This window comes from Flavobacterium maritimum, assembly GCF_040049085.1.
Lineage (GTDB): Bacteria > Bacteroidota > Bacteroidia > Flavobacteriales > Flavobacteriaceae > Flavobacterium > Flavobacterium maritimum.
Genome location: NZ_JBDLZY010000007.1, coordinates 14,979 through 29,174, shown reverse-complemented (window position 1 = coordinate 29,174; position 14,196 = coordinate 14,979). Strand labels below are relative to the sequence as shown.

Sequence of the window (14,196 nt, the reverse complement as noted above, 5' to 3'; positions counted from 1 at the left end):
GATGAAAAAGTTTTTATATCTATCTATCGTTAGCGCCTTTCTAATCTCTTGTGGAAATGACGATGCGCCTGCAGAGTCTACAAATGTAGCGCCTACAACGCCAACATTAGTTTCTCCAGTAAACAATAAATTGTGTACCAATAACGCCGTAAGTTTTCAATGGAATGCTGCTGTGGATTCTAATAATGATCCTATAATCTATCAAATTCAAGTGTCGAAAGATAAAGATTTTTCGCATATTGTAATGACGGCAGAGAGTTCGGCTATTTATCAAAATTTTACTTTAGAAAAAGCTACAGCTTACTATTGGAGAGTAAAATCAATGGATAATGAAGATCTATCAAGTACCTATTCAACTGTTTTTAGTTTTTACACATCTGGAGATGGTGTGGTGAATTATTTGCCTTTCTCGCCAGATCTTGTATCACCAGAATTAAATTCTGTTTTAAGTACAAAAACAGCGCAATTACAATGGACTGCAAAGGATGTTGACATAAAAGATAAACTTGTTTATGATGTTTATTTTGGAACAACAAATCCACCAACAGAAAAAGTAGGTGTAAATCAAGATGCTTCAACTCTTGATGTTACAATTGTTGCTTCTAAAGAATATTTTTGGAAAGTTGTTGTTAAAGATGACAAAGGAGGAGAAACGATTGGTCAAATTTGGAGGTTTAGAACAAATTAGTGTTTTTTTATAATTAATTCTTGTATTGTAAAAAGCGTCTCGGAAAATCCGGGGCGCTTTTATATTTTTAATGGTGAACTAAACTTACTCTATTAAATACCATGAATTATATTTAATTTTTGGTTTTTTAAGCTATTTTTGTATACTGCTTTATACTTTTTAAAATAATATTTGAGTTAGTGCCAAATTATTATTTAAACTTATCTTAATTCAATAAGTAGTCTCTAATCTAAATACCACATCTTCTTTGAAAACAAAATATACTTTACTGTTACTTTTTATATTCACAATAGCTTTTTCTCAAGAATTACCTCCAATTGTGAAATATGCATCAACAGTTTACCACGCCGGAAATCAAAATTGGATGATTTCTCAGGATCAAAATCAGTATGTTTATTTTGCTAATAATGAAGGTTTGTTAGAATTTAACGGATCGGATTGGGAACTTTATCCTTCTCCAAATGAAACAATCATTCGTTCAGTAAAAGTGATTGATAATAAAATTTATACCGGTTGTTATATGGAATTTGGTTTTTGGGTCAGACAGGCCAATGGAAAACTAAAATATACTTCCCTCAGTAAAACCATAAAAAAAAAAATTCTGGATGATGAACAGTTTTGGAACGTTTTAAAATATGATCAATTTGTCATTTTTCAATCATTAAACAGGATTTATATTTATGATACTAAAACGAAAAAGTTTAGAATAATAGATCCGGGAAACAGTATCATTAAATCCTTTCGAACCAATAATTCTATTTATTTTCAGACTTTAAATGAAGGACTTTACGAAATAGAAAGTGGCAAAGGCAGGCTGATTTCAAATAATCCTATTTTGAAAAGTAGTAGAATTGTTAATATTTTTTCTATTGATGAAGGCTTATTAATACAGACCCAGTTGAATGGGTTTTATAAACTGGTTGGAACTAATTTATCTAAATTTTCCACTGAGGCCGATTCTGATTTCGCGGCCAGCAGTGTTTACAGTTGCCAATTACTTTCGGATGGTAGTTTTGCCATTGGAACTGTTTCTAACGGGATTTTTATTTTGACCAAAGAAGGAAGAATTAAATATCATATCACTCAAAATAAAGGACTGAGTAACAATACAGCGCTGTCACTTTTTGAGGACGTGGATAAAAATCTATGGGTCGGTTTGGATAATGGAATCAATTGTATCAATTTGCAATCTCCTGTTCAGAGCTTTGTTGATGATACTGGGATTTTGGGAACAGTTTACACGTCAAAATTATACAATGGTAAATTATATATAGGGACTAATCAGGGTTTGTTCTATAAGAATTACAAAACGAATGAAGAGTTTAAATTTGTTAGCGGTACCAAAGGGCAGGTGTGGTCATTGTTTCAATATGATGGAACCCTATTTTGCGGACATGATTCAGGAACTTTTATCATAGATAATGGCACGGCCAAAAATATTTTTCCAAAGTCAGGAACCTGGAAATTTGAGACTGTTCCAAATCATAAGAACTTATTACTTCAGGGGAATTATTACGGAGTTTCTGTTTTGTCAAAAGTTAATAATCAGTGGGTTTTTAGAAATAAAATTTCAGGATTCGATTATTCGTCAAGATATTTAGAAATCACAAATACGAATCAGGTGTATGTAAGTCATGAATACAAGGGAATATTCAGATTACAATTGGATGACAAATTCTCGAAAGTAAAATCTTTTACGACGTATTCGTCACCAACAAAAGGGAAGAATGCAAGTTTAACCAAGTTTAATAATTCTATTTATTATGCCTATAAAGAGGGGATTTTTAGATTGAATTCTAAAACAAACCAATTTGAAAAAGACAAACTCCTGAGTTCTGTTTTTGAAAAGGATGAATATACATCAGGGAAATTGATTGATGATAATTCGAATAAAATCTGGCTGTTTTCAAAAAATTATATTCACTATTTTTCACTGAGTAAGTTGAGCAATCAACTCAAACAAAATCTAATTCCGATTCCGGCTTCTTTGACCAATTCGATGTCAGGCTTTGAAAATGTTACTCAGATATCCAATTCCGATTATTTGATTGGCACAACGGATGGTTATTATATTTTGAATATAAATGATTTAAGCTTTAAGAATTACAAGGTTTCGATTTCTGATATTATCACCAATAAACTGAATGAAAGTTTTAAAAACAACGCTATTAAAGAGGAAGGCTGTTTTAAATATGATGAAAATAATATTACTTTCAATTATACGGTACCGGAATACAATAAATATATAAATGCAGAATATCAATATTTGTTAGAAGGATTTCAAGACGAATGGAGTGAATGGAGTGCAAGGTCATCAGTAAGTTTTAAAAATTTACCCGCAGGAGAATATGTATTTAAGGTTCGCGCGAAATTTGCCAATTCTACTTTAGAAAATACCGAGGTGTATTCCTTTACAGTTATGAAGCCGTGGTACAAAACTACCTTCGCTCTAATTATATATTTAATTATGTTGCTTGTAGCGGCTCGTTTTATTCATAGGGCTTATAAGAAATATTACCAAAAAAAGGAAGAAAAACTGATAGAGGAAAATAACCTTTTATTAGAAATAAAAGAACTGGAGAACGAGCAGGAATTGATGCGCATAAGAAATGAACAACTTTCTCAAGATGTCGATGCCAAAAGCCGAGAATTAGCAGTTTCTACCATGAGTTTGAACAGTAAAAATGAATTACTGGCTTTTATCAAGGAAGACCTTAAAAAGACTTCGCAAGATGGAGACAAAAGTATAAAATCGGTCATTTCTACAATCAATAAAAACATAACCGAAGAAGATTCCTGGAATGTTTTTAAAGAAGCTTTCGATAATGCCGATAAAGACTTTTTGAAAAAAATGAAATTGGCACATCCTTCATTAACTCCAAATGATTTGAGACTTTGTGCCTACCTCAGATTGAACCTTTCTTCCAAAGAAGTGGCTCCTTTGTTAAACATTTCGGTACGAAGCGTAGAGATAAAAAGGTATCGTTTGCGAAAGAAAATGGACTTATCACACGAACAAGGACTTGTTGAGTATATTATGGCTGTATAGTATTGGCGCAGCTTGCCATAATTTGTAGTGACATACCTATACATTACCACAACATTAACGTTATTGTTGTGGTTTTTTTATTTTCTGTGTTGAAAATACGTTTCTTAATTTCTTCTTAATTTCCAGTCTTTTTTTGAAGTATTAAAAATTAAAGGCAGTTTTTTTTGGTTTGTATATTTTTTGTAGAGGTTGTTTTTAATTTATTATTAAGCCATCCAGCTAATTTTAGATTTCACAAAAAACATAAATTATGAAATCAAAATTATTATTAATCTCGTTCATTCTATTTTCATCTTTGGGTTATTCCCAAACCAGAGAAATTAAAGGAACGGTGGTGGATGCCACAACAGGGGAATTGCTTCCTGGGGTAAATATTAAAGTTAAAAATGCAGATGAAAGTACAATTTCAGATTTTGACGGTACTTTTAAATTTGCAAAAGTTTCTCAAAATACAATACTGGTATTTAGTTATGTAGGTTATAACAATCAAGAAGTTAAAACAGCTTCAGTCACAAACGGATTTATAGTTAAAATGCTAAGCGAATCTAAAACTTTAAATGAGGTTGTTGTAATTGGTTACGGTAGTCAAAAAAAGAGGCAGGTAACAGGAGCAGTATCGGTTCTGGACAGTAAAACCTTAGATGTTTTAAAACCGGTTAAAATAGAACAGGCTTTGCAGGGAACCGTTTCCGGTGTAAATGTGACTACACAATCTGGTTCACCGGGAGCTGCCTTAGACATTCGCATCCGTGGAATTGCTACTAATGGTCAAAATGGACCTACAGCTATTATCGATGGTTATGTTGGTGAGTTGGGATTATTAAATCCGAATGACATTGAATCGATTACTGTTTTGAAAGATGCTCAAGCTGCTATCTATGGTACCATAGGTGCAAACGGGATTATCTTGGTAACCACCAAAACAGGTAAAAAGAATTCGAAAACAAAAGTTTCTATCAACAGTTATACAGGTATTCAGGAAACCTCAAGAAAGCTTCCTACATTAACTGCTACAGAATATGCATTATTATTAAATGAAAGTTATGCAAATGGAGGGAATCCTGTTCCTTATCCTAATGTGTCGGGCTTAGGTGAAGGAACCAACTGGCAAGATGAAGTTTTTAACAGCGTGCCAATAATCAATCATGATATATCCATTTCCGGCGGTTCAGATAAAGTTACGTATGCTGCCAGTGGTTCTCATTTAGACCAAGAGGGAATTGTTGGAGGAAGTAAATCCGGCTTCTTAAGAAATACTGCCAGATTAGCCTTAGGAGCTGATTTAAGTGATAAATGGAAATTAAAAAGCAATGTTATCTATACTTATTTTAATCGAAAAACATTAAATGAAAATGGACTGGGTTCTGTATTGTTTAATGCGCTTAACGCTCCGCCAACATTGAAGCCTTACGATGCTAATGGTGATTTTACTTTAGTGCCAAGCACAACAGGTTTAGGAACTGAAATTATCAATCCTTTAGCTCAGATTGCCAATACTCATAATGATTATAATTTCAAAAAACTCAATGGAAATTTTGGTTTGGATTATAAAATTTTTGATGGTTTTGTTCTTTCAAGTTCTATTGGTTTCAATACTTCTAACAGTGAATCTAGAAGTTTTTCAAAACAAATTAGCTACGGAGGAAAAGTATTTGATGTTCAAAGAAGTTCGGTTACTCAAGGTGCAGTGAATGATAATGATTACTCATTTGATCTTTTTGCAACATATACCAAAAGAATAGCGGATGATCATAATATAACTGCCACTCTTGGGAATACTACTTATAAACAATGGGGGAATGGTCTGTTTGCCACAGGTTATGATGTGCCAAACAATTCTTGGGAATATGCAGATATTTCATTAGCGAATGGTGTATTGGAAGCTAAAACGAATAGTTCTTATGCATATGACGAAAGAAGGCTTTCCTATTTTGGCAGAATGCAATACGATTACAAAGGGAAATATTTATTATCTGCGATGTTGCGTCGTGATTCTTCTTCAAAATTTGGTCCCAATAATCAAGTAGGGTATTTTCCATCTTTTACCGCTGGTTGGGTGATTTCTGACGAAGGATTTTATGGAGAACCAAAAACAGTAAACTTCATGAAGTTAAGAGCGAGTTACGGTACTTTAGGAAATGATCAGATTCCAAATAACGGTTATATTTCGCTATTGTCCGGTGAAGCTACTTATGTTTTTGATGGTGCTTTAGTAAACGGAACAGCTTCAGGTCAGGTTCCGAATCCAAATGTGAAATGGGAAGAAGCCAAAAAGTTTGACGTTGGTTTAGATTTAAAATTATTTGATAATAAAGTATCTGTTGTGACCGATTATTTTATTGATACCAGAGCCGATTTATTAATACCAAACATACCTGTTTCAGGAATTTTAGGAACAGGTGCTCCGGGAGCAAGCTCTCCAACTGTAAATGCAGGAACGGTTAGGAACTCAGGAGTTGAATTTTCTATAGATTACAAAAATCAGTTTTCTGAGAATTTTTCAATGAGTGTAGGATACAATGTTACTTTCCTTAAAAATGAAGTATTGGAAGTAAATAACGGAACTGGATTTATTGAAGGCGGTGCATTTGGCGTAGGCCAACCAGCTCCTTCACGAATGGCAGTGGGTGAGTCAATAGGATATTTTTACGGATACAAAACGGATGGCGTTTTCCAAAGTCAAGCCGAAATTGATGCGCATCCATCGCAAGTTGCTTTAGGAGCCAATGCTGCTCCGGGAGACATTCGTTACGTAGACGTAAATGGAGATGGTGTTCTTAATACAAATGACCGAACAAATATTGGGGATCCTATACCGGATGCCACAATGGGATTCAATTTACAAATGAATTATAAAAATCTTGATTTTGCCGTATACACCTTTGCTTCTGTTGGGAATGATATGGTTAGAAATTACGAGAGAACCCTTTCTGATGCGAACCGTTTAGACTATGTTTTGGATAGATGGACTGGTGCCGGAACAAGCAGCTCAACACCAAGAGTAACAACTGGTGCGACAGCCAACAATGTTTTCTCTGATTATTTTGTGGAAGATGCTTCTTATTTAAGAATTCAAAACATTCAACTGGGATACACCCTTAATCCACAAATTTCTGAAAAATCAGGAATCACTAAGTTGAGAATATATACAGGGGTAAACAACCTGTACACTTTCACTAAATATATGGGCTTTGACCCTGGAGCATCTAATGGAGCCCCAATTGGTGGTGGAATCGATTATGGTTTTTACCCTATTCCAAGAACCTATATGTTAGGTTTAAACATTAATTTTTAATTCGTCTAAAATGAAAAAGTATATATTTATTACCCTTGCCTCGGTAGCAATTTTCTCGATAACAACTGTTTCCTGTTCCGATGAATTTGTGAGTCGTGACCCTGTTTACTCGATCGATTCTGAGAATTATTTTAATTCTAAAACGGATTATGATAACGCATTAATTGCTGCTTATGATTTGTTGCAATCTTCTTATGTGAATGTCATGTTGGGAGAAATTGCATCCGACAATACTTTGGCAGGAGGGGAGAGTCAGACAGATGTTATCGGTTTTCAGCAAATCGATGATATGATCCATACTCCGGTAAACAGTAACTTAAGAGATATTTGGAATTGGATGTTTGCAGGTGTAAACAGAGCCAATTATATATTGGAATTCAAAGACAAAACTGACTTTGAAGGTAAAAATCAGGTGATTGCAGAAGCTCGTTTTCTAAGAGCATATTATCATTTTGAATTAGTGAAATGGTTTGGAGGTATTCCAATGAAAGAAGATGCACGTTTTAAAATTGGGGACGAAAAATCAATACCTCGTTCTTCAGTTCAAGACGTGTATGCTTCAATCGAAGCCGATTTAATCTTTGCTTCTGAAAACTTAGCGGCTACACCATCGCAAAAAGGAAGAGCCACCAAAGGGGCTGCCATTGCCCTTTTAGGTAAAGCATATTTATATCAGGATAAATTTACACAGGCCGCAAGTACTTTCGATAAGATAATTACAAACTCACCATATTCATTGGTTACAGATTATAATTCAATGTTTGAAGAAGAAGGAGAAAATGGATCAGAGTCTGTTTTTGAAGTCCAATACACCGATAAAGAAGGTGCAGGTTTTGGATGTCTCCAATGTAGTGAAGGTAACGTTGCCATAGGTTTTAGCGGGCCAAGAAATTATTCTGGCGATTTGTTTACGTCAGGTTTCAGTTTCAATGTTCCTACCCAAGAAGTAGTGAATGCATTTGAAATTGGAGATAACAGAGAGGCGGTAGCTATTTTAGATATCGAGGCTTGGGCGGCTGCTACAGGCGCGACTTATGGCGAAGGATACGAACACACTGGTTTTTTTAACAGAAAATACATTCCACGAAAAAGAAGTACTGATGCTCAAGGTGATTTAAACTTAACCAATCCGGGGAATTACAGAGCGATTCGTTATGCTGATGTTCTTTTGATGGCCGCCGAAGCATACAACCGAAGCGGATTGGATGACAACAAAGCCAGAGTATATCTAAACGAAGTACGCAGACGTGCCTTTGGAGATAATAACCATGATATTTCTGCTTCTGGAGCTGCCTTAACTGATTTTATTTGGGCAGAAAGAAGAGTGGAATTGGTTGGTGAAGGGCATCGTTTCTTTGATTTGGTGAGAACAGGTAAAGCTGCTCAGGAAATTGATGGATTTATCGCTGGCAAAAATGAATTATTCCCTATTCCAATCGAAGAAATTCAATTCGCAAATGGAAATTGGGCGCAAAACCCTGGATATTAAAAAAACAGTTATGAAAAAATTAAAATTAATAATAAGTCTTTTTGTTTTAACAATCTTTATTGGTTGTTCAGATGAGAATAGTGACATCAATTTGGATGCGATAGGTGCTCCAACAAACATTTCCGCCTTGACTACGGTTACCCAGGATAATTCTGGGAATGTTACCTTTTTGCCCCGAGGCGAAGGAGTTACCCGATATGAAATTTATTTTGGAGACGGAACTACAGAACCGGCTTATGTAAATCCCGGAGATACGACTTCACATGTGTATGCGGAAGGTGTTTATCAGGCAAAAATTGTAGGGACAACATTGAACGGAAAAAGAACAGAAGTTACTCAAGAAGTAGTTGTTTCTTTTAGAGCACCAGAAAATTTAGAAGTAGTCATTACAAATGATTTGGCTGTATCCAAAAAAGTAACAGTTACCGCAACTGCTGATTTTGCTTTATTTTACGATGTGTATTTTGGAGAAGCAGCTAATCCGGATCCTATTTCAGTAAACAATGGGGAATCGGTGTCATACGTTTATCAAGAGGCAGGAGTCTATACCATTCGAGTGGTTTCAAAAAGTGCTGCCATTAAAACAACGGAATACACAGAGGATTTTACGGTAACTCTTGTTAATAAACCGAATACATCAGCTCCAACACCACCAAATAGACAGGCAGCAGATGTGATTTCAATTTATAGTTCAAAGTACATAGATGTTCCAGGTACCAATTACTTCCCTGATTGGGGGCAAGCAGGTCAAGGTAGCAGCTGGGCTGAATTTGATTTGAATGGTGATAAAATGTTGAATTATATCAACTTGAGTTACCAAGGAATTGCATTGGCAGACGGTACTTCGGTAGATGTTTCTAATATGGAGTATCTTCATATGGATGTTTGGACAGCTGATTTAGCTAAAATTGAAACTTCTCTAATCAGTTTAACCAATGGCGAAAAACCGGTTGTGAAAGATCTTGTTGGCAACCAATGGACAAGTCTTGACATTCCGATTTCAGCATTTACCAGTCAAGGATTAACAGTTGCCGATATTTTTCAACTGAAATTGGTTGGAACTCCTTGGGCAGGTGGAAGTGCTTTTGTAGATAATATTTATTTTTATAAAGCGCCTTCGCAATTAATCCAATTGCCTATTGATTTTGAATCCAGTACTTTGACCTATACATGGAATGGTTTTGGGGATGCCAGTTTTGGGCCTATACCAGCCGCTGTTGTTGCAAATCCAGATAAGTCCGGAGCCAATGTATCTAATACTGTAGTTAAAATCGAAAAACCATCAGGAGCGCAAGTATGGGCTGGGGCCAGTTTGAATTTAGATGCTGCCGTTGATTTCACAAAAGGAACAAAAGTAAATGTTACTGTTTGGTCTCCAAAAGTAGGTGCCAAAATATTATACAAAATGGAAGTTTCAACTTCTCCAAAAGACGGAAATGGGAATCCAACTGTTTTTGTAGAAGTCGAAGGAACTACAACAGTTGCCAACGCATGGCAAGTAGTAACATTTGATCTTACCAGTTCGGCTGCTTTTAATACAGCTAATTTGTATGATAGAGTGATTCTATTTCCAGATTTCGGAGTAAATGGTACAGGATCGACCTATTACTTTGATGATATTAAACAATCCAACTAAAAAAAAGGAACATGAAAAAAATAATTATAAATATAGTATCCATTTTTGTCCTTCTTTTGATGGTCAACTGTCAGGAAGATAATTTTTCTTTTGGATCAATAGACGCACCAACAAACCTTGAAGTGACAACAGAAATCGTTGGTCAATCAACAGATTTTCCTGACGGAGATGGCTCAGGGAAAATTAAATTCACGAGTACGGCGGATAATGCCATTTCATACAAGTATATTTTTTCCGATGGTACTTCTGAGAACGCACCAAATGGGAGTGTTGAAAAACGTTTTACTAAACCGGGATTAAATACTTATACGGTAACGGTTATCGCTTCCGGAAAAGGAGGTGTGACAACAAATACAACTTTAGAAGTTACCGTCTTGAGTAATTTTGAGGATGCTGAAGCAGTTGAATTTTTAACTGGAGGTTCTTCTAAAAAATGGTATTGGGCAGCATCAGAACCAGGTCATCTAGGTGTTGGTCCGAATAGTGCCGATGCCAGTCAGAATTATTTTGGATTTTGGTACCAGGCAGTTCCTTTCGAAAAAGCAGGATCACCAAGTAGCAGTTGTTTGTATGATAATGTATTGACTTTTACATTAAGTGGCGGACAACTAAAATATGAATTGGATAACGGCGGACGAACATTCTTTAATGCTGCTTTTCTAAGTGTTGGAGGAGGTTCCGGTAGTGATGATTCTTGTCTGGATTATAGTACTTCAGGTCAAAAAACAGTTACATTAAGTCCTTCTGAGTCCGTAGTAATGGCTAATCCAGAGCATTTAACTCAAACAAGAGGAACAATGATCAATATAGCTGATGGTGGTTTTATGGGGTATTACATAGGGCAAAGCTCTTATGAAATATTATCTATTACCGAGAACAGAATGGTTGTTAGGGCAGTTATGGGTGGAAACCCTGCATTGGCTTGGTACCATATTTTTACGACAACACCTCCAAATCAAACTCCAGATACAGATTACACTAATTTAGTTTGGGCTGATGAGTTTAATACCGATGGTGCTCCTGATGCTGCTAAATGGGGATATGACCTTGGTGCAGGGGGTTGGGGTAATAGCGAAGCGCAAACCTACACCAACAGTGCTAACAATGTAATCGTAGAAGGTGGAAGTCTAAAGATCACCGCCAAAAAAGACGGTTCCAGTTATACTTCTGCCAGATTAAAAACAGAGGGTAAATATGAATTCACATATGGTAAAATTGAAGTGAAAGCCAAATTACCATCCGGCGGTGGAACATGGCCAGCGATATGGTCTTTGGGCGCTGATTATAATACGAATGTTTGGCCCGCTTGCGGAGAAATTGATTTCATGGAACACAAAGGAAATGATCCAAATGTTATTCATGGAACTCTGCATTATCCAGGTCATTCAGGTGGGAATCCTAGTACTGGAACTACCACTATCGCTAATGCATCTTCCGAATTCCATGTGTATAAAACGGTTTGGAGTCCTGCTTCAGTAAAGTTTTATGTGGATGATAATTTGTTTCATTCTTTTGCCAATGATAACACTGTACCATTTAATAAAGATTTTTTCTTGATTTTAAATGTGGCAATGGGAGGAACTTTCGGCGGAACAATTGATCCTGCTTTTACACAATCTTCTATGGAGATTGATTATGTAAGGGTTTATCAATAATACTATTTATAAATTCAACTAGAATTAGAAGGTCGGTTCTTTTACCGGCCTTTTAATTTAAAGTATAAAAAATGAGACAAATGAGAAATAAGTTCCTGTTTACATCATTCGCCATAACTGCTTTTGTATTTGTTGCCTGCAGTAGCAAAATTATAAATCCATCTGTTTCTGCTGTCCAAAGAAATCCTTTGGAAACAAGAGTAGATTCGGTTTTTAAGCTAATGACTTTAGAAGAAAAAGTTGGACAACTTAACCAATACAACGGATTTTGGGATATCACTGGGCCGACACCAAAAGAAGGTCAGGCGGCCAAAAAATATGAGGATCTGAAAAAAGGATTGGTAGGATCAATGCTCAACGTAAAAGGGGTGAAAGACGTGAAGGCATTACAAAAAATTGCAGTTGAAGAAACGCGATTGGGCATTCCCTTAATTTTCGGTTTTGATGTCATACATGGCTATAAGACAATTAGTCCTATTCCACTGGCTGAGGCGGCGAGCTGGGATTTGGAGGCAATAAAAAAATCAGCCGCAATTGCTGCAGAAGAAGCGTCGGCGGTTGGGCTCAATTGGACTTTTGCTCCCATGGTTGATGTTTCGCGAGATGCCCGTTGGGGACGTGTCATGGAAGGCGCCGGTGAGGATCCTTTTTTAGGAAGTAAAATTGCTGTTGCCCGTGTACAAGGTTTTCAGGGGGATGATTTAGCCGCTAATAATACTATTTTGGCCTGCGCCAAACATTTTGCAGGATACGCTTTTGCTGAATCAGGCAGGGATTATAATACAGTGGATATGAGTGAAACCACTTTGCAAAACACCATTTTTCCTCCTTTCAAAGCAGCTGTTGACGCTGGCGTGAGAACGTTTATGAATTCCTTTAATGAACTGAACGGAGTTCCTGCAACCGGAAATCCTTATTTGCAAAGGCAAATATTAAAAGGCGAATGGAAGTTTGACGGTTTTGTGGTTTCGGATTGGGGGTCTATCAATGAAATGATTGCACACGGTTATGCGAAAGACAGCAAGCATGCTGCCGAGATAGCAATTAATGCCGGCTCTGATATGGATATGGAATCTAGTGCTTATGTAGAACATCTGGTTGCATTGGTCAAAGAAGGCAAAGTAAAAGAAAGTGATATAGATGATGCTGCGAAAAGGATTTTGAAAGTAAAATTTGAATTGGGTTTATTTGACGATCCTTATAGATATTGCGATGAAAATAGAGAAAGAGAAACTGTCGGAAAAACTGAGTTTCAAGAAGGTGTTTTGGATGTAGCCAAAAAATCAATTGTGCTGCTGAAAAATGAAAAGGAGATATTGCCTCTTAAAAAATCAGGTCAAAAAATTGCAATAATTGGAGCATTGGCAAATGATAAAACGAGTCCGTTAGGAAGTTGGCGAATCGCTGCAGATGATAATTCTGCCATTTCAGTTCTCGAAGGAATGCAAAACTACAAAGGTAATCAGATTACTTATGCAAAAGGGGCTGATGTAGCTGTGGGAAGAACACAGTTTATTTGGGAGACTAAAATTAATACGACAGATAAATCAGAATTTGCAGAAGCTATTGCTGTGGCAAAAAAGGCAGATGTCGTTATAATGGTTTTAGGGGAGCACGGTTTGCAATCGGGAGAGGGAAGAAGCAGATCTGATATCGGTTTGCCGGGTGTTCAACAAGAATTATTGGAAGAAATATTTAAAGTCAATGGGAATCTTGTTTTGGTTTTAAACAATGGACGCCCTCTAGCCATTCCTTGGGCGGATGAACATATTCCTGCCATCGTGGAAGCCTGGCAATTAGGAACACAAAGCGGTAATGCTATTGCGCAAGTCTTGTACGGGGATTACAATCCAAGCGGGAAATTGCCTATGACTTTTCCAAGAAATGTAGGCCAATTACCGATGTATTACAATTATAAAAATACGGGTCGGCCAGTTATGACCGAAGCTGAAAGTGTGTTCTGGTCTCATTATATCGATGAGAAAAATACTCCCTTGTATCCATTTGGACATGGATTGAGTTACTCTAAATTTGAGTATTCGGATTTACAATTGTCGTCAAAATCTTTTGCTAAAGAAGGAAAAATAGAAGTCTCCGTACAGATAAAAAACACTGGAAAAGTAACTGGAAAAGAGGTTGTTCAAATGTATATCAGAGATTTAATCGGAAGCATAACAAGACCTGTCAAAGAATTGAAAGGGTTTGAGATGATCGAATTGCAGCCTGATGAAACTAAAAAGATTACTTTTACAATTGATGAAAAAACAATTCAATATTTCACCGCCAATGCCAAATGGGAAGCAGAATCGGGAGATTTCAAAGTTTTTATCGGAGGAAGTTCAGCCACCACTTTAGAAGATAATTTTCAATTTATTAATTAATTC

General features: G+C 36.2%; 7 protein-coding genes. All 7 read left to right on the top strand.

The window, feature by feature from the left end; genetic code table 11:
- Position 1: 1 nt before the first annotated feature.
- Positions 2-688: a glycoside hydrolase family 78 protein gene (locus ABEB23_RS15345; RefSeq protein ID WP_348813499.1), complete on the top strand. Its 687-nt coding sequence runs from the start codon at positions 2-4 to the stop codon at positions 686-688.
- A 247-nt stretch (positions 689-935) separates the two neighbouring features.
- A complete protein-coding gene (locus ABEB23_RS15340) occupies positions 936-3,737 on the top strand; it encodes a helix-turn-helix and ligand-binding sensor domain-containing protein (protein WP_348813498.1) in 2,802 nt (933 codons plus the stop codon).
- Positions 3,738-3,987: 250 nt separating this feature from the next.
- Entirely contained in the window at positions 3,988-7,032 is a 3,045-nt protein-coding gene (locus ABEB23_RS15335) for a SusC/RagA family TonB-linked outer membrane protein (RefSeq protein ID WP_348813497.1), read from the top strand.
- A 10-nt stretch (positions 7,033-7,042) separates the two neighbouring features.
- A complete protein-coding gene (locus ABEB23_RS15330; RefSeq protein WP_348813496.1) occupies positions 7,043-8,521 on the top strand; it encodes a RagB/SusD family nutrient uptake outer membrane protein in 1,479 nt (492 codons plus the stop codon).
- Between the two features lie 10 nt (positions 8,522-8,531).
- Positions 8,532-10,157 (top strand): hypothetical protein, encoded by a 1,626-nt coding sequence (locus tag ABEB23_RS15325; protein ID WP_348813495.1) that lies wholly within the window; start codon positions 8,532-8,534, stop codon positions 10,155-10,157.
- Positions 10,158-10,168: 11 nt separating this feature from the next.
- Entirely contained in the window at positions 10,169-11,812 is a 1,644-nt protein-coding gene (locus ABEB23_RS15320) for a family 16 glycosylhydrolase (protein ID WP_348813494.1), read from the top strand.
- 80 nt (positions 11,813-11,892) lie between these two features.
- Complete coding sequence (gene bglX, locus ABEB23_RS15315; RefSeq protein ID WP_348813492.1) at positions 11,893-14,193, top strand: beta-glucosidase BglX; 2,301 nt, start codon at positions 11,893-11,895, stop codon at positions 14,191-14,193.
- Positions 14,194-14,196 lie beyond the last annotated feature (3 nt).